This is a genomic window from Type-D symbiont of Plautia stali, assembly GCF_001485335.1.
In the GTDB taxonomy this organism is placed as follows: domain Bacteria; phylum Pseudomonadota; class Gammaproteobacteria; order Enterobacterales; family Enterobacteriaceae; genus Pantoea; species Pantoea vagans_C.
Map to the genome: position 1 here is coordinate 1 of NZ_BBOC01000049.1, position 17,501 is coordinate 17,501.

17 protein-coding genes are annotated in these 17,501 nt (G+C 54.1%); 7 read left to right on the forward strand and 10 right to left on the reverse strand.

Annotation, left to right across the window (positions count from 1 at the left end):
• Positions 1 to 158 precede the first annotated feature (158 nt).
• The 4 genes from PSSD_RS15805 to PSSD_RS15820 all read right to left on the reverse strand — a co-directional run bounded on the left by PSSD_RS15805 (position 159) and on the right by PSSD_RS15820 (position 4,764).
• The gene (locus tag PSSD_RS15805; protein ID WP_058972882.1) at positions 159 to 1,529 is read right to left on the reverse strand and encodes a nucleobase:cation symporter-2 family protein; all 1,371 of its coding nucleotides are present in this window, start codon (positions 1,527 to 1,529) and stop codon (positions 159 to 161) included.
• 175 nt (positions 1,530 to 1,704) lie between these two features.
• A complete protein-coding gene (gene bioD, locus PSSD_RS15810) occupies positions 1,705 to 2,409 on the reverse strand; it encodes a dethiobiotin synthase (protein WP_058972883.1) in 705 nt (234 codons plus the stop codon).
• A gap of 105 nt (positions 2,410 to 2,514) precedes the next feature.
• Complete coding sequence (mlc, locus tag PSSD_RS15815; protein WP_058972884.1) at positions 2,515 to 3,732, reverse strand: sugar metabolism global transcriptional regulator Mlc; 1,218 nt, start codon at positions 3,730 to 3,732, stop codon at positions 2,515 to 2,517.
• 135 nt (positions 3,733 to 3,867) lie between these two features.
• Positions 3,868 to 4,764 (reverse strand): LysR family transcriptional regulator, encoded by an 897-nt coding sequence (locus PSSD_RS15820; protein WP_039336126.1) that lies wholly within the window; start codon positions 4,762 to 4,764, stop codon positions 3,868 to 3,870.
• 94 nt (positions 4,765 to 4,858) lie between these two features.
• Between PSSD_RS15820 and ynfM the strand changes: the two genes are divergently transcribed.
• The 3 genes from ynfM (at position 4,859) to PSSD_RS15835 (ending at position 8,181) form a co-directional block, all read left to right on the forward strand.
• The gene (ynfM, locus tag PSSD_RS15825) at positions 4,859 to 6,115 is read left to right on the forward strand and encodes a multidrug efflux MFS transporter YnfM/SxtP(Kp) (RefSeq protein ID WP_039336124.1); all 1,257 of its coding nucleotides are present in this window, start codon (positions 4,859 to 4,861) and stop codon (positions 6,113 to 6,115) included.
• A 167-nt stretch (positions 6,116 to 6,282) separates the two neighbouring features.
• Positions 6,283 to 6,540 (forward strand): hypothetical protein, encoded by a 258-nt coding sequence (locus tag PSSD_RS15830; protein ID WP_058972885.1) that lies wholly within the window; start codon positions 6,283 to 6,285, stop codon positions 6,538 to 6,540.
• A gap of 456 nt (positions 6,541 to 6,996) precedes the next feature.
• The gene (locus PSSD_RS15835) at positions 6,997 to 8,181 is read left to right on the forward strand and encodes a sugar transporter (protein ID WP_039336120.1); all 1,185 of its coding nucleotides are present in this window, start codon (positions 6,997 to 6,999) and stop codon (positions 8,179 to 8,181) included.
• Positions 8,182 to 8,243: 62 nt separating this feature from the next.
• On the opposite strand, the gene bhsA is transcribed toward PSSD_RS15835, so the two are convergent.
• Positions 8,244 to 8,501, reverse strand: a complete 258-nt coding sequence (bhsA, locus tag PSSD_RS15840; protein WP_039336118.1) for a multiple stress resistance protein BhsA — start codon at positions 8,499 to 8,501, stop codon at positions 8,244 to 8,246.
• A gap of 671 nt (positions 8,502 to 9,172) precedes the next feature.
• On the opposite strand from bhsA, the gene PSSD_RS15845 reads away from it, so the two are divergent.
• Positions 9,173 to 9,826 (forward strand): TetR/AcrR family transcriptional regulator, encoded by a 654-nt coding sequence (locus tag PSSD_RS15845; protein WP_058972886.1) that lies wholly within the window; start codon positions 9,173 to 9,175, stop codon positions 9,824 to 9,826.
• Positions 9,827 to 9,870: 44 nt separating this feature from the next.
• Here the strand turns inward: PSSD_RS15845 and rhaM are convergent, their stop codons facing one another.
• Genes rhaM through rhaB form a run of 4 tightly spaced genes read right to left on the reverse strand, consistent with a single transcriptional unit; the run spans position 9,871 to position 13,752 of the window.
• Positions 9,871 to 10,185, reverse strand: coding sequence for an L-rhamnose mutarotase (rhaM, locus tag PSSD_RS15850; RefSeq protein ID WP_058972887.1), 315 nt, complete (start codon positions 10,183 to 10,185; stop codon positions 9,871 to 9,873).
• Positions 10,175 to 11,020, reverse strand: coding sequence for a rhamnulose-1-phosphate aldolase (gene rhaD, locus PSSD_RS15855; protein ID WP_039334393.1), 846 nt, complete (start codon positions 11,018 to 11,020; stop codon positions 10,175 to 10,177). Before rhaD ends, rhaM begins: the two co-directional genes overlap by 11 nt.
• 10 nt (positions 11,021 to 11,030) lie before the next feature.
• Positions 11,031 to 12,287: an L-rhamnose isomerase gene (locus PSSD_RS15860; protein ID WP_039334391.1), complete on the reverse strand. Its 1,257-nt coding sequence runs from the start codon at positions 12,285 to 12,287 to the stop codon at positions 11,031 to 11,033.
• Positions 12,271 to 13,752 (reverse strand): rhamnulokinase, encoded by a 1,482-nt coding sequence (gene rhaB / locus PSSD_RS15865; protein ID WP_058972888.1) that lies wholly within the window; start codon positions 13,750 to 13,752, stop codon positions 12,271 to 12,273. Before rhaB ends, PSSD_RS15860 begins: the two co-directional genes overlap by 17 nt.
• 288 nt (positions 13,753 to 14,040) lie before the next feature.
• Between rhaB and rhaS the strand changes: the two genes are divergently transcribed.
• Positions 14,041 to 14,862: an HTH-type transcriptional activator RhaS gene (gene rhaS, locus PSSD_RS15870; protein WP_058972889.1), complete on the forward strand. Its 822-nt coding sequence runs from the start codon at positions 14,041 to 14,043 to the stop codon at positions 14,860 to 14,862.
• A gap of 12 nt (positions 14,863 to 14,874) precedes the next feature.
• The gene (rhaR, locus tag PSSD_RS15875) at positions 14,875 to 15,738 is read left to right on the forward strand and encodes an HTH-type transcriptional activator RhaR (RefSeq protein WP_058972890.1); all 864 of its coding nucleotides are present in this window, start codon (positions 14,875 to 14,877) and stop codon (positions 15,736 to 15,738) included.
• Positions 15,739 to 15,773: 35 nt separating this feature from the next.
• Here the strand turns inward: rhaR and rhaT are convergent, their stop codons facing one another.
• The gene (rhaT, locus tag PSSD_RS15880) at positions 15,774 to 16,808 is read right to left on the reverse strand and encodes an L-rhamnose/proton symporter RhaT (protein ID WP_058972891.1); all 1,035 of its coding nucleotides are present in this window, start codon (positions 16,806 to 16,808) and stop codon (positions 15,774 to 15,776) included.
• A gap of 366 nt (positions 16,809 to 17,174) precedes the next feature.
• Between rhaT and PSSD_RS15885 the strand changes: the two genes are divergently transcribed.
• Entirely contained in the window at positions 17,175 to 17,498 is a 324-nt protein-coding gene (locus tag PSSD_RS15885; protein ID WP_058972892.1) for a hypothetical protein, read from the forward strand.
• The last annotated feature ends 3 nt before the right edge of the window (positions 17,499 to 17,501 follow it).

A 17,501-nucleotide genomic window follows, 5' to 3' on the forward strand; every position in this document is an offset into this window, starting at 1 on the left:
CATCGGCACCGGTCCGTTAAGGCAGACGAGTGAAGTGAAGGCACCGCGAAGCGGCGAGAGGACCGCCAGCACCGGTGCGGCCCCGGACGGCGTTATCGTCAGTCGCTTAACTGACGAACATTACGCATTAATGTCGACCACTAACATTCGGCCCTCAATCATCGAGACTCCTCCACCGCTTCCACCGCTAACTCATCCCCTCGCTCTGAAGGCAGTACCACGTTCAGTACAATCGCCAGAATGCCACCGGTGGTCACCGCATGGCCAAACAGATTACTCACCAACAGCGGGAACTGTTTCAGTACATCGGGTACCGCTTCTACGCCTAAACCAATGCCAAAGGAGACCGCAACGATCAGCATTTCACGCCGCTCCAGCGGGGATTGCGTCATCACACGGATACCTGCGGCAACGACACTGCCAAACATCACCAGTGTGGCTCCGCCCAAGACCGGCGGCGGTATCTGTTGCAACAGATTGCCAATCACCGGGAATACGCCGAGCAGGAGCAGCATCACGCCAATCACCATCCCCACATAGCGGCTGGCGACGCCGGTCATCTGAATCACACCATTATTCTGCGCAAAGGTGGTGTTGGGGAAAGCAGAGAATATGGATGCCAGCAAGCAGCTCACTCCGTCGGCCAGGATGCCGCCCTGCAAACGCCGCTGGAAACTTTCTCCTTCAATCGGCTGCTGTGAGATCAGACAGTTCGCGGTCAAATCCCCTACCGCCTCAATCACACAGATCACTGAAACCAGCGCAATCGGCACAAAGATCGTCCAGTCAAAGCTGAAGCCAAAGTGGAAGAAGGATGGCAATACCAGCCAGTGATCCCCAGACATCGGTTTGATCGGCATATGCCCGGTCAACGCAGCGGCCAGGCAGCCCACGGCAATTCCTGCTACTACCGCCACTAGACGTGTCCAGCGATTGCGCGAACGGTTGAGTACAATAATCACCAGCAGCGTCAGTGCACCCAACGCCAGATTACCCGGCGCGCCGAAGTCGGTGGCGCTGTGCCCGCCAGCCCAATCGGTGATACTCACCTTAATCAGGCTGATACCGATCAAGGTAATCACGGTTCCGGTCACAACCGGAGTCAGTACTTTTCTCAATGTGGTCGCACAGCGGCTGATCAACATCGGGATAAACGCGGCGACGAAGTTGCACCCCATGATCATTGCCATAATATCCTCCGGCGATCCACCGCGCGCCTTCACCATCAAGCCACCGGATAAAATCACGCCGAGAAACGCAAAACTGGTGCCTTGCAGGCAAATCATCCCGGCGCCAATGCCCATAAAGCGGCGCGCCTGCAGAAAGGTGCCTAATCCTGAAACCAGTAAGGACATGCTGATCAAATAAGGAATGTAGCTTTGCAACCCGAGCACGGAGCCGATAATCAGTGGGGGCGTAATAATTCCTACCACGCTGGCCAACACGTGCTGCAGTGCCGCAAAGAAAGCGGGGGCAAGACCAATACGGGCGTCTAACCCATACAACAAACCTTTTTGAGAATGCGACATAAGGGTGCTCCGGCAGAATATTCATCAGCATTGCTGATGCATGAATCACGCCATCGCCACCTGACAGGCAGAAAATTTTTCTAACGATTTGAATAAAAACAGATTAAATCAATGATGAAGCTAAGCTGAACCAGAAACCTTAGATTCAACTTAGCGCCATTTGCATCACTTAGTTTCACGTCTCAGCCGTCATTGCACTACCAAGGTGCGATTGTGCAGGCTGTAAAAGTGAAATATCCAGGTACCCAGACAACTCACGTTGTTCGGCACGCGGTAAGTAAGGAAGTTCACCCAAAAGGGGCGCGCCAAGTTTTTCGCGCAGAACGTCAATGATTTCAGCGTAATGGGCAAGGCCTGGGTTAATACGGTTCGCCACCCATCCGATTAACGGCAAACCATCGCGCGCAATGGTTTCTGCGGTCAGTAAAGCATGGCTAATACAGCCCTCTTTAATCCCCACCACTAACACCACGGGTAACTGTTCCTGCTGCACCCAATTTGACAGCGGTTGCAAATCATTCATCAGGCTCCGCCAGCCGCCCGTTCCCTCAACCACCACTCTCGCTGCACGCTGTTGTAATTCCGCCAGACTACGGCTCAACAGCGCATAATCAATGCGTTGTGCCGGGCTGGTGCTGATTTCGTCTTCTGCCAGAGTAATGGGATTCACCGCACTGTAGGGGAGTTCAAGGCCTGACGCTTGCTGCAGCAGCAGTGCATCTTTATTACGCAACCCGTCAGGGGTGTGCTGCGCGCTCTTAGCGACAGGTTTGTAACCTGCCGCGCAAAGTTCCGCTTTGGCAAAACACTGTAACAGCGCGCGTGACACGACGGTTTTACCCACCGCCGTGTCGGTACCGGTGACAAAGATGGTGCTCATCTTTTTCCTCCTTCATTGAAGCGATGTGTAACTTGCGAAGGAGGCAGTGTAAGGAATTGCGGTGAGCGGCAGATTGCGTTAGCGCAAACTAAAGGCGAGCTGAGGTTAACCTTGCAACAGTTTCACCAATAAATGACCGCTGTAGAGCGAATCCTTGATAAGTGCAGCCGCGCCATGCGTGCCGGGATCAGTGAAACTGGTGGGCGCAAGCTGGATATCCTGGCTGTATGCGGGCAACGCCTGCTGGCGGATAGTGCTGCTCACCGCGGGAAACAGCACATCGGCAGCCTGATTCAGCGGAGAACCAATAAGGATTTGTTGTGGATTGAAGATATTAACCATCATCGCCAACATGCGTCCGATGTGATGCCCCACACCGGCGATGACATCCCGTGCCAGCCGATCGCCCTGCTGCGCGGCCTCGCATAAGGAGGCGATGGTCAGGGGGGTGTTGTGCAACACCGTATCCGGCTGCGTGGCCATGCGCTGCGCCGCCAGCTGCAGTAAGCTGCCCGTGCTGGCAACCGTTTCCAGACAGCCGTGATTGCCGCAATAGCATTGCTGGCCGTAAGGGTCGATCTGCGTATGACCGATTTCGACCAGCGCTTTCCCGCGCTTATGCAGTAGCTGACCACCACTGATCACGCCAGCACCGACCGTTTCATCAATCACAATCTGAATCACATCCTGTGCCCCACGCGAGGCACCAAACAGCGCCTCCGCTAACGTCCAGGCTGAAATATCGTGCTGCACAAACACTGGTAAGCCCGTCAGCGTGGCGAGTGTCTCTCCGAGTGGCATCTCCTGCACATCATATCCCGGCATGCGATGTACCACGCCGGTGGCCGCGTTAATTAAACCCGGCAAGGTGATGGCAATGGCGGTTAAACGCTCAAGTTTGTGCTGGTGGCGAACGAAAAAATCATTCACCTGATTCTGCAAGGTTTGCAATAGAGGTTGCCCGGCGTGATTGGGCAGCGGTAAACGATCTTCCTGCAACGCCCGACTACTGAGGTCGCGAAGTGTCAATGTGATATGTCCCGGCTGAATGCGCACCGCAAGGTAGTGCCAGGCAAAGGTATCAAGAATTAGGCCGATTGCCGGGCGTCCACGACTGCCGGGTTCCTGAAATTCGGTTTCCTGTACCAGATGCGCATCGAGCATTTCACGCACGATTTTGGTGATACTGGCGGGTGCCAGCTGGGCACGTTTAGAAAGCTCAATACGAGAAATCGGGCCGTAATGGTCAATCAGTCGGTAAACCACACCTGCGTTGGTCTGTTTAATTTGATCAATGTGGCCAGGCTGACTGTCCAGATTCACGCCCTGCTCCCGGATATTTTCGCGCTTCTAAATAAACAGCAGCTATGGTGATGCAGATTGGCAGGCAGCGTCAAATATTTGATTAGAAATGTGATTTATAGCACATAAAGACTGGGCCATTATTCACCAGACGGTTCAAATTTCCGCGTTGTGCAGCATTAGCGCCATCATATTACGCATCTGAGCGCTGGGTTCACGCGTGGCTGACCAGACCAACCAAACCTCTGAAATCGCATCGGCCTCCTGCAACGGAATCCAAACCACATCGGCGAGACGCGCACGACGAAACGAAGCGGGCAAGATCGATACCCCTAAACCCGTCGCCACCAGGCCGAGGATCGTCATCGCTTCCCCCACTTCCTGCGTAATAAAGGGTTTTATTTGGTAACGATGAAGCAGTGCCAGGGTTTCGCCATACAGTGCGGTACCGCCCTGTGGATCAAAAAAGACAAAGGGTTCAGTGGCCAGCGCCTGAATCGAGATCGATTCGGCATCGGCAAGTGGATGGGCCCAGTGCACCAGCGCGCAAAGCGGTTCGCGTAGCAGTACCCGATGTTGCAGATCATTCGGCAGTGGCGTATTGCGCATCACGCCAAGATCAAGCCGCCCCTCATGCAGCGGCGCTAACTGCTGTCGCGTATTGTTTTCTTGCATCTGGATGTGCACTTCCGGCCAGCGCTGGCGAAACTGATAAAGCGCATCTGAAACCAGACCGGTAAAAGGTGCAGATGAGGTAAAGCCAATCCTTAACTCTCCCTCTTGCCCACTGTGGATACGCGCCGCACGACTCGCCGCTTGCTCAATCTGTAATAGTATCGCACGGGCGTCCTGCAAGAAGAGTTCCCCAGCAGGGGTAAGCTGCACGCTTCGATTGGTGCGGGTAAAAAGTTGCGCATCCATTTCCCGCTCCAGCTGCTGTATCTGCTGGCTGAGCGGCGGTTGAGAGATATTTAATCGCTGAGCGGCGCGTCCAAAATGCAGCTCTTCTGCTACGGCAATGAAATACCGCAGATGTCGCAGCTCGACATTCATATTTACAACGTCTCATTTGAGATTATTAATATATTGTACAACCTATTCCGGCTTTTCTACAGTAATCAGACTGTTTCTAAACCGAGGATTTTCCGTGAGTCGCTCTCCCCAGGCAGTGACACTCGATGAAGACGAGCTGTCCGTTAAGCCTGTTTCCGCCACACCCCCTTCAGAATGGATAGAACGCGGATCGCCGCAGTTTATGCGCGTCACGCTGGCCCTGTTTTCTGCCGGACTGGCCACCTTTGCGTTGCTGTACTGTGTCCAGCCAATTCTTCCAGTATTGTCGCAACAGTTTGGCGTGTCTCCTGCTGAAAGTAGTATCTCGTTATCCCTGTCCACCGGATTAATGGCTCTGGGTTTGCTGTTCACCGGCCCTATTTCTGATGCCGTTGGCCGAAAATCCGTGATGGTGACGGCATTAATGCTGGCAGCCATCTGCACGTTGATCTCCGCCACCATGACCAGCTGGCAAGGGATTCTGCTGATGCGTGCGCTGATTGGCTTGTCACTGAGCGGAGTCGCGGCGGTCGGTATGACCTATCTGAGTGAAGAGATCCATCCACGAGTCATCGCCTTCTCCATGGGGCTGTATATTAGTGGTAACTCGATTGGTGGGATGAGCGGACGCCTGTTGACCGGTGTGCTGACTGATTTCTTTTCATGGCGTGTTGCCGTTGGCGTGATTGGATGTTTCTCACTGGCCGGCGCACTGATGTTCTGGAAGATCTTGCCTGCATCACGTCATTTCCGCCCCGCGTCACTGCGACCGCGTAGTTTGCTGATCAATTTTCGTCTGCACTGGCGAGATAAAGGGCTGCCCTTCCTGTTTGCCGAAGGTTTTTTGTTGATGGGCGCATTTGTCACGCTCTTTAACTACATTGGCTATCGGTTGTTGAGTGCGCCCTGGTCACTCAGTCAGGCGGTAGTCGGTCTGTTGTCAGTGGTCTATCTGACCGGCTCATGGAGTTCACCTAAAGCCGGTGCTATGACCAGCCGTTTTGGCCGCGGTCCGGTGATGATTGGCGCAACCGCCATTATGCTGGCAGGGCTGTTGCTTACCGCATTCAACTCACTCTGGGTCATTTTACCCGGCATGATGCTGTTCACCGCTGGGTTCTTTGCCGCGCACTCTGTCGCCAGTGGCTGGATTGGCCCGCGCGCGCGCCGCGCGAAAGGCCAGGCCTCTTCACTCTACTTGTTCAGTTATTACGTGGGTTCCAGCGTGGCAGGAACTTTAGGCGGCGTGTTCTGGCACAATTATGGCTGGATGGGTGTGACCGCCTTTATCAGCGTGCTACTGCTCCTGGCGCTCTTCGTCGGCTGGCGCTTACAGTGCCGTAAACTTTAATACCCTTCATCCTTTATTCGGGGCCGCAGGGCCCCGTTTCTCACCGCAGCCCATAAAAACCGGCGATCAAACAGTCCCACATAAAACAAAGCGTCTATTCATCGCTATAATTCATTTTATTCCAACAATAGTTAGACTTTTTTTTTTCACAGCAATGAGGACGTTCGATGGAGCTTTACTATTACGTCGATAAGCACGCAGGCTATAACGACAATCATGTGGTGCACGCAACGGGATGCCCCTTCCTGCCATCCGATGGCGCACGGCGTTTTCTCGGCACTTTCTACACCGCGACCGCCGCGATCCAGCAAGCAAGAAAGTTTTACGCCAGCGCGATGGGGTGTGAACACTGCTGCCCGGTGGAGGTAAAAAAAAACCTGACCACTCAACATAGCGTGGCGCTAAAACATATGGTGAGACTCTGATAATAGTGGTTTGACAATGGCATAGCGCTTATAGGGTTTTGTTAAGCACGGCTGTCACATCGTTCTAATACAGAAACAGTCGGCTTAATTTTCCGTGGCTCTTATATACCCAAAATAATTCGAATTGCAGTATGGCGGCAAGTGGGTGAATCCCCAAGAGCTTACATCAGTAAGTGACTGGGGTGAGCACGCGCAGTCAACGCAGCTGCGGTTTGAAGTATGACGGGTAGAGCGCTATGCGTTGCCATCGGTTGCAATTGAGTGGTAACCGCAAGAATTGATAATAACCTCAGGCTATTAACTCCGGCTTTAGAGATAAAAAATATTCAGTAATAAAAACCCTGCCAACGGTTTTCATCCGCTCATTAATGCTCCACAATAGCGTCAGTTTGTGACTTAGGTCACTTAATCGGGTGCGTTTCACCCCCTCACTCGCTGTTGACCGATTTGAACTCCATGCAATCAACTACCGTCTCACGTAAAACAGCCTGGCTACGTGTCGTGCTGCTGGCTATTGCCGCTTTTGTGTTTAACACCACTGAATTTGTCCCGGTTGGCCTGCTGTCGGATATCGCCGCCAGTTACGCCATGAAGACCGCCGACGTTGGTATCATGCTGACGATTTACGCTTGGGTCGTTGCGCTACTCTCCCTGCCGTTGATGCTGTTAACGCGCAACATTGAGCGTCGTTTGCTACTGGCGGTACTGTTTATTCTGTTCATCGCCAGCCATGTCCTCTCTTCCGTGGCCTGGGACTTCACTTCACTGGTGATTTCACGCATCGGTATCGCCCTGGCGCATGCGGTGTTTTGGTCGATTACCGCTTCATTGGCGATTCGCGTCGCCCCAGCCGGTAAGAAAACGCAAGCCTTGAGCATGCTGGCAACGGGTACCGCGCTGGCGATGGTGCTGGGTGTGCCGATTGGTCGTATCGTTGGGCAATATCTGGGCTGGCGCACCACCTTCGGCATGATTGGTTTGTCAGCGCTGGTACTGTTGATCCTGCTGGTGCGCATTCTGCCACGCCTGCCGAGTGAGCATACGGGTTCCCTGAGTAGTGTGCCGATGCTGTTCCGTCGCCCGGCGCTGGTGGCCATGTACCTGCTCGTGACCTTGGTGGTCACGGCGCACTACACCGCTTACAGTTACATCGAGCCATTTATGCAGGTGGTTGCCAATGCCGATGAGAACTTCACCACCCTGCTGTTACTGCTGTTTGGTACGGCAGGCATTATCGGCAGTGTGTTATTCAGCACCCTGGGTAATAAATTCCCCTCTGGATTATTACTGGCTGCCATCGCCATTATCACATTGAGCATGGGTTTACTGGTGTTCGCCGCCGTTCGCCCAGCCGCTATTACCCTGGTCTGTATTTTCTGGGGTATGGCGATGATGATGATTGGTCTGGCGATGCAAGTGCGCGTGCTGTCGCTGGCCCCTGATGCAACGGATGTGGCGATGTCACTGTTCTCTGGCATTTATAACATTGGGATTGGCGCGGGTGCCCTGCTGGGTAATCAGGTCAGCCTGCATATGAAGATGTCGGACGTGGGTAATGTGGGCGGGGTCATTGGCCTGGTGGCTTTAATCTGGTGTATCACCATTTTCCGTCGTTATCCGCAGTTGCGTTCAAACGGTTAAAACTGCAAAAAACCAGGGGCACACACTGTGCGCCCCTGCGCCTTTCACTGCGCATCGGTTAATTAGTTATAAATGACTGCTGTGCCATTTAGCTTGTTGTTGCCAGAGGTCGAAGTGATGCGGAACGACTTTGCTCCGGCAGCATTCGCCTTCTCCGATAGCTGATTCTCAAGTGAAGTCAGATTGGTGCTACCCGACGCGCTAATCACGCCAACTTGTTGCTGATTTAAAGGTGCTTCGTTCACTAACTCAGCAGCCATGCTACCAAACGCGATTGAAGACAGGGCTACAGCGGCTAATGTCATTTTGATGCTTTTCATGATCGTCTCTCTTATGCAGATGAAATGGGTGGGTTGAATTTACTTAACAACCGTTAAGTAAATGCTAACGCCGGAGCGGCACTGGCGTCAATCATTTTATTAACGACCATTATTTTAATGGAAAGTGGCGTGATTATGGGCTTCGCAGCCCTTTTTCACTTATCCGTATGAGGGGTGGCAAACCGAAAAAGCACAAACGGGCAAAGTCCAGTAATGCAAAAAACCGCAGCGCTTGTTTGTTAGTTAAGCGACGGGTGATAACGCCGTCTGGAACCGCACCGGCCGGCTCATTAGCTTCAGTGCGACTTGTCAAAAAGGGCACATTGTCTGATGCTATGACGCCTCTGCTGCCCCCTCTGGGTTATCCGCAGCGCTGAGACTTTTACGTTGGGCCAGGAGCCCCACGCGGGGAGGCGTGGGGCAGTTCGCGGCCGACCATGAATGGTCATCCGCGAACGGTCCGTCCGGCACGACGTGGAAGTCGAAGGTACCGCTTTAGCGGCGCGAGGACGGCCCAGTGGGGGCAGTAGTGGCGGCAGAGCCCGCACAGAAAAGACAGGCCACTTATCAATAAGCAGCCCGAGTTCTGAACTGACAAGCACTACGACGCTTGCATATTTATTTAATGATCGGTAATTTATTTGTATGTTCAAAACGCATTGAGGTGCGCTATGACGGAAGTTATCGACACGGTTAACCGCAAAACGCGTGGCCGCCCAAAAGTGTTTGACCGCAACGATGCATTAGACAAAGCATTGATGTTGTTCTGGGCGCATGGCTATGAAGGCACATCGCTGTCTGATTTGGTCAATGCAACCGGTGCAAAAGCGCCAACGCTGTATGCAGAATTTGAAAATAAAGAGGGTCTGTTTCGCGCCGCGATGCAGCACTATATCGAAACCTTTAGCGCCCAGCGTAACGCGGTGCTTAACGATGACACTCTCGATGTGAAAACGGCTATTGAAGCCTATTTCCGCGCCACTGCGGCCTGTTTTACCGAGTGTGATAAACCGGCTGGATGCTTCTTTATTTGTACATCCAGCGCCCTCTCATCAGGTTCGGAAGAGATCGCCCATATGCTGGCGCAGCAGCATCACGCTCAGGAACGCGCTTTGCAGCAGTTCCTGGATAGCCGACAGCAGCGTGGTGAGTTGCCGCAATGCGCTGACAGCGCAACCCTGGCGCGTTTTTTAGCCTGCCTGTTGCAAGGCATGTCCGTGCGCGCACGCGAAGGTGCAGCACGCGATGATTTAGACAAAATTGTAGATACGCAGATGGCGATTTGGCCCGCGTTGGCGGGATACTGTGAGCTAACCGCGAAGTAACCGGTTGGGCGCACCGCACCAGGGTGCGCCCTTCAACTCCGATGCTAAGGCATAAAAAACATCGGTTTTAATGCAGCACTGACCGGGCTGTTATCCGCGTTTGACGGCATCAAATCTTTCATCGAGGCCCACCAGCGCTGGCATATTTCGGTATTCGCCACCGCTTCCCAGCGCGCTTCTGATTCAATCTCCACGCTGGCGAACAACAGGTCACGCTCGGCATCCAGCCAAATCGCATAGTTGTGCGCACCGTGGGCCTTCAACGTTGCTTCCAACTCCGGCCAGATGGGCGAATGTCGGCGCAAGTACTCATCGTGACAGTGCGAATGCACCTGCATCACAAAGGCTTTACGCAACATCGCTGCGCTCCGCCTGCAGTGCCGCTGGCCAGGGTTTGACATTAAAGCGTTCACCCAAGGCGACCAACTGTTCCGTGGTGATACTCTGGCGAATGCCGCCCATCGACAAGGCTTTCACCACCACTTCAGAGGACTTCTCTGCGGTATCGATCAGGCCAAAAGTTTCATCCAGATTCGGGCCTGCACCAAAGATACCGTGGAACGGCCACATCACCAGACTGTGTGATGCCATGGCATCCGCAGTAGCCTGGCCGATCTGATCGGTACCCGGCACCATCCACGGCAGGATGCCAACGCCATCCGGGAACACCACCAGACACTCGGTGCTGCCTTCCCACAGCAAACGGGTGAAGCGTGCAGAATCAAGGTTCACCACATAACTCAACGCCATAAAATTCGTGGCATGGCAGTGCATAATGACGCGGTCAGCGCCGTTGGAGACCTGCTTGCGCACGCTGTGCGACTGGAAATGAGCCGCCAGCTCTGACGTTGGCAAGCCACCGTGACTCAAACCCCAGTGAATTTTGTAGGACAGCCCTTTGTCGTCAACCTGAAGTAACGCCAGGCAGTCGGCGGGATCAAGCTGCACATTGCGGAAAAATTTGCCCGAGCCGGTCACCAGGAACCAGTCATTCGCCAGTGCCGGTGCGGGTTTGGTTAACTCGATGCAGCGCGGTTCGGCATAAAAATCAGCTGACCAGGCCAGCGCCTCTTCCGGCAGCAAGCGCAAACTGACATTGCCCCCGTTGCGCTCGTCCCAGCCTTTTAACCACATATCACTGGTCGCCTTGACCATATCCTGCACAAATGAAGAAGCGAGAATCGTGTTTTGCATGGGTTATCCCTTAACGTAGACGCAGTGTTTGTTGTTCATAATGACGGACTTCGCTGAGCCAACTGGCATCAGCAGGGACATCGTGACGCAAGCACCAGGCTTCCCAGACAGCCTGCCATGGCAATGACTTTTGCTCCTCCAGCAGCGCCAGACGTGCGGTGTAATCCCCCTCCTGCTCCAGTTTGCGCAGTTGGTCACTCGGCTCCAACAGCGCACGCAGTAACGCCTTTTTGGCATTGCGGGTACCAATCACCCACGCCGCGATGCGGTTGATAGAAGCATCAAAGAAGTCGAGGCCGATATGCACTTTGTTGAACAGCTTGTTACGCGCAATTTCAGTGGCAATGGCCTGGGTTTCATCATCCAGCAGCACCACATGGTCGCTGTCCCAACGCACCGGACGGCTGACGTGCAATAACAGGCGCGGGACATACAGCATCGCGGTGGAGATTTTGTCGGAGATCACTTCAGTGGGATGGAAATGCCCGGCATCAAGCGTCAGCGCGGTCTGGCGGCTGGCAGCGTAGCCAAGGCAAAACTCATTGGATCCCACGGTGTAACTCTCGGCACCAATCCCGAATAACTTACTTTCGACGGCGTCGATATGATGACTGGCATCGAGTTTTTCGCTGATCACTTCATCCAGCGCGCTGGCTAAACGTTCACGCGGCGCCAGGCGATCAATGGTGAGATCTTTCATACCGTCCGGAACCCAGATGTTCATCACTGAGGGCGTGCCCAGTTGTTCACCAAAATGTGCCGAGATGCGGCGACTGGCCTTGCAGTGATCAATCCAGAACTGGCGGATGCCTTTGTCAGCGTGTGACAGGGTAAAACCATCGGCACTTAAAGGATGCGAGAAGCAGCTTGGATTAAAATCGAGCCCTAATTTATGCTGTTTTGCCCACTCCACCCAGTGGCTGAAGTGTTGCGGTTCGATAGCATCACGTTCTACCGGCGTGTCGCTTTCCAGATAGATGGCGTGCAGATTGAGGCGCTTAGCGCCTGGAATCAGCGACATGGCTTTTTCGATATCGGCGCGCAGTTCATGCGCATTACGCGCGCGTCCCGGATAGTTACCTGTGGCCTGAATCCCGCCGGTGAGTTCCCCGTTGGGGTTTTCGAAGCCGCGCACGTCATCCCCCTGCCAGCAGTGCATCGACACAGGAATCCCATCCAATTGCGTCATCACCTGCTCCACATCAATTCCTACGGCAGCGTAACGTTGTTTAGCCAGTTCATAAGCTTGTTCAATCAGCTTTGTCATAAGCAAGTTCCTTAGCAGGTTGGCTCAGTGCGGAAAATCGTGCCTGGTGGGCTGCGAAGACGCTTGAGCGCTGAGGTTCAAAAGTTTCTAACGGGAAATTCTGGCTGATGCAGCGGCGTAAATCGGCCACATCGCGCAACTCGCCGAGTGCAATCAGCTGGCAGCCGACATTCCCCAGGGTTGAGGCTTCAATCGGTCCGGCGAGTACCGGTAACTGACAGGCATCGGCGCATAACTGGTTCAACAGCGGATTCTGGCTCCCCCCGCCCACCACATGGAGCTGGCGTATTGGCGCATCGCGCAACTGGCTAAGCTCGCCGATCACCTGGCGGTACAGCAACGCCAGGCTGTCAAAGATGGTGCGCGCAAGGGCCGCTGGGGTGTGCGGAATTGGCATATGTTGCTCGGCACAGGCGTTCTGTATTTCCTGCACCATGCTATTGGGATTAATAAAACGGTGGTGGTTGGGATTGATCAACGTGCGACAGGCGGGCTCTTGCGCTGCCTCGCCAATCAAGACGCAGAGATCTGAGATATGCAGCTCACTGCATACGCGCTGGAGGAGCCATAAGCCCATGATATTCTTTAATACCCGGTAACCCTCTGCACCGCCTTCATTGGTGATGTTGGCTTTCAACGCAGCGGCGCTGACACAGGGCTGCAAACTTTCAATGCCCATTAACGACCAGGTGCCGGAGCTGAGGTAGGCAGCATCATCCTGCATCAGTGGCGTGGCGACTACCGCACTGGCGGTGTCGTGGGTTGCCACGGCAATAACGGGAATCGCTTTACCCGTGGCATTTGACCAGTAACCCACGGTGTTGCCTGGCGCGCTGGGCTTGCCAAACCAGGCGGCATCAACGCCCGCCCAGGCCAGCAGAGCGCTGTCCCACTCACCGGTTTCGATGTTCAGTAACTGCGTGGTGGTGGCGTTGGTGTATTCCCAGTTCATCCTGCCGGTCAGACGGTAATGCAGATAATCCGGGATCATCAGCGCGTGTTTCACCTGCGCTTGCCAGTCTGGCTGCTGCTGGTGCAGCGCGCGCAGTTGATAGATCGTGTTGAAGGGCAGAAACTGAATGCCGGTGCGTTGGTAGATGGCCGCCTTTCCGAGATCGTTGATGGCCTGCGCCATCTGCCCGTCAGTGCGCGGGTCACGATAACTCACCGCCTCGCCGACACGATTCCCGTTGGCATCCAGCAGCACCAGGTCCACGCCCCAGGTATCAATACCGATACTGTCCGGCACGATGCCCTCATCATCCAGCTGTGCTAACCCAGCCCGAATCTCTTGCTCCAGACGGTCAAGGTCCCAGCAGTCGTAGCCCGCACGGCGTATACGTTGATTGGGAAAGCGGCACACTTCACGCAGGCTTAGCTTTTGGCTGGTCGAGGTCCACTGCGCGAGCATCACGCGCCCGCTGGATGCGCCTAAATCAATGGCAACAATGTTACGCATACTCATGGCGTTTCTTCCTGTGATGAGAGGGCTCTAGCGTATAAATCCTGAGGTTCTGGCACCTTCCCCTTACTGCCAGCGCGTGAAAGTGTCTGGCAGACGGGCAAAGATGATCGTGAGAGAGCTCACAGAACCGCATCTGGGTAGAGTTGTGAGCGTTACCGCATTTCCATCAAACACTTGGGCGATCTTGAATAAATCGCCATTTTCCTGCGCTGGACGGTTCAAATTTCAAGGTAAGGTGCCGAACGCCTGAGTAGACTCGGTTGCAAAGTTGTTAACGAGAGGCGCATCATGACCGTTTTGCACAGTGCAGATTTCTTTCCTGAGGGAAACTACGCGATTGCCATTGAGCCGCGCGTACCGCAGTCGGCCTTCCCCGAACATCATCATGATTTCCATGAAATTGTGCTGGTTGAACAAGGTTCCGGCATCCACGTGTTTAATGGCCAGCCGCAAACCTTATGTGCCGGTTGCGTCTGTTTTATCCGCGATCACGACCGTCATCTGTATGAACAAACGGACAATCTGTGTCTGACCAATGTGCTGTATCGCAGTCCCGCGGCGTTTCGCTTTCTTTCCGGCTTGCAGTCACTGCTGCCGGGAGAAGAGGATGGCAACTACAGTTCGCACTGGCGTATTAACAACAAGGTTATGGCGCAGGCGTTGCACATTGTGACGCAGATGAAGCAGCAAGCGATCTGGTCACTGGAGCGCCAGGCGCACCAGGAGCAACTGTTTTTGCAACTGCTGGTGCTGCTGCGCGAAGCCGGTCACAACGATCAAGCGCAGGATCAGGAAGCACGTCTGCATCGGTTGCTGGACTGGCTCAATGAGCACTACAGTGAAGATATCGTGTGGGATGCGTTGGCCGATCGTTTCTCGCTGTCGTTGCGTACGCTGCATCGTCAGATGAAACAGCAAACGGGTAATACGCCGCAGCGCTATCTCAATCGGTTGCGTCTACTGCAGGCAAGACATCTATTGCGTCATAGTGATATGCGCATTACCGACATCGCTTACCAGTGTGGATTTGGTGATAGCAACCACTTTTCTACCCTGTTCCGGCGAGAATTTGGCTGCGCGCCCCGAGCGGAGCGCCAGCAGATGATGTAATCGGAGTTTTTCATGTCGCTGATATTGAAGCGCGAAGACTATTTCCCGGCCACCAGTCTGCCGATAGCGGTGGCCGAACGCATGCCGCAACCCTCCTTCCCCCCTCATCGCCATGAGTTCAGTGAGATTGTCATTGTCTGGCGTGGCAATGGCTTGCATGTGCTAAACGATCGCCCCTGGCTGATTACCTGCGGGGACGTGTTCTACATCCGTGATAATGACTGTCACAGCTATGACAGCGTCAACGATTTGGCGTTGGATAACATCCTTTACTGCCGCGATCGTTTCCGTTTGAGTCTGGACTGGAGCCAACTGCTGCCACCGGAAGAGGCTGATGCGCCCAGCTGCTGGCGCTTAACCACGCGCGGCATGGCGCTGGCGCGCGGAGTGATCAGTCAACTGGAACGCGAGAGCCGCAAAAATGATTCGTTATCCATTCAACTTTCTGAAGCGCTGTTCCTGCAATTAGCGTTGATATTGCGTCGCCATGGCTATGCCGCCGATCGCCCGTGGGCGCTACCAGAGGGAGAACAGCTCGATCTACTGATGTCGGCATTACAAGGCGCGCTGCATCGTCCGTTCGATCTCAATCTGTTCTGCCAGCAAAACCAGCTCAATGAACGTGCGCTGAAACAGCTTTTCCGGCAACAAACAGGAATGACGGTTGGGCACTATTTGCGCCAGCTGCAATTGTGTCAGGCGAAGTATCTGCTGCGCACTCAGGATTGTTTGATCAGTGAAGTCGCCGCACGCTGCGGCTTTGATGACAGTAACTACTTTTCGGTGGTGTTCACGCGGGATACCGGCTTGACACCGAGTGCCTGGCGTCAGCGCTTTGTGCCACAGCGCGAGCCTCAGGACACCTCAAAAGCCTGACGATGCAGATAGCACGTCAGGCTCTCATGGCGTCTTTAGTTAGCCATGCCCAAGCCGACAATGTTTGCAGCGATGATGATCACCACACACCCCAGGGACAACACGCGCACCGGACGTTTTCCTACCGCATTCCATTCTTTCAAAATCAAGCCAACCAGCCCGCCGCACAGTACATACAGGCTCATGTGCAGCATCCAGCTGACAAAATCATACTGTGGCGGGATCTTGGCGTGGCCCCACGCATAGAAGAAGAACTGCAGATACCACATGGTGCCGCCAAGAACCGCGAAGGCGATGTTGGCTATCAGCATCGGTTTGGCAACCGAGAAATCCCGACGAACCGACAATTCTGGTTTCGCCGCCAGGCGGATAAAGCAGAATGCCAGATTCACCAACGCCCCGCCGCCCATAATCACCACATAGCTCGGCAGTGCCACATACAGCGGGTCAATGCCCAGGTTCGCCGCTGCTTCATGCATCGGTTTTGCTGCATCCATGGCGAACGACATGCCCGCCGAGAAGATGCCGCACAGCACCGCCAGTACCAACCCTTTCTTCAGGTTAAACTCTTCCGCATTGATGCCAAGTGCACGCTCTTTTAACAACCCCGCACGCGAGACAATCGCCACCCCCACTAACGCCACCAACACGCCGAGCAGTGTCATACGTCCACCCGGTGAACTGAACAGCTCAACGAAGCGGCCCTGCAGTAGCGGTGTCATCAGCGTGCCGACCACCAGCGTAATCCCGATGGCAATCCCGATGCCCATCGACATGCCGAGATAACGCATGGTCAAACCGTAGTTGATGTTCCCGACGCCCCACATGGCACCAAACAGAAACACCGGCAACAGTTGCGAGAGGCTAAAACTGCTGTAGTACGCCCAGAAGTTGGGCAGCAGCACGGCACTGACCGCCCATGGCAGGATCAGCCACGACATCACGCCACCCACTGACCACATTGTTTCCCATGACCACTTTTTTACCTGCTTAAACGGAGCATAAAAACATGCGGCACTGGCGGCACCCACCAGATGCCATAAAATACCGGCAAGAATGGCACTGTTCATTGTTATTCCTTCGTAAGGTTGAGGCCCACAGGAAACCGAGAGTTTCCCGATTACTGGCAGTCTACGGTGCGCCGCTTTTCGTCAGCCTTTGAATGGCTGCCGGAAAGCGTAGAGTGCTGGCAATATTCGGCGGGTCTTCAACACCAGGATCACAAAATCGGTTTTGCAGTTAAAACAGCGATTATTTTTTTATAAGTGACTTATTATTGGGGATATTTTCTTTTTTGCTGTGTTGATCAACACAGTTTTTGACTGACTGCCAGCTTGCTGCGTAACATGGCACCCATACAAAGTCGGCCTCTGTGCTTCCCCAGGAGACGTTATCGCCGTATAACGTTGGAAAAATCATCGGAACGAAGGATTGAGATGAATAGCAAAAGGTTGACGCTGCTGCTGTCACACCCGGTAAGCCGCGTGATGCTGGATGACATCCGCGCCATCGTACCGCCTCAGGCGTTGAACGTTTTCATTAATGGATTAGATGAAGATCGCTATGCCACACTCGATTGTGTTCAGAGTGAAGAGAACTGCGCCTTGCTGGCGTCGGCGATTGTGGTGTGGCGTCAACTCGGGCATGTCCACCATATTCATTATCAAAAAGGCGAACATCTGCGCCAGGTGAATGACGCCACGCAATTCCAGTTATTCAGTATGATGAAGACACACCGCGCCATCGTTCAACTCGCTTAACGC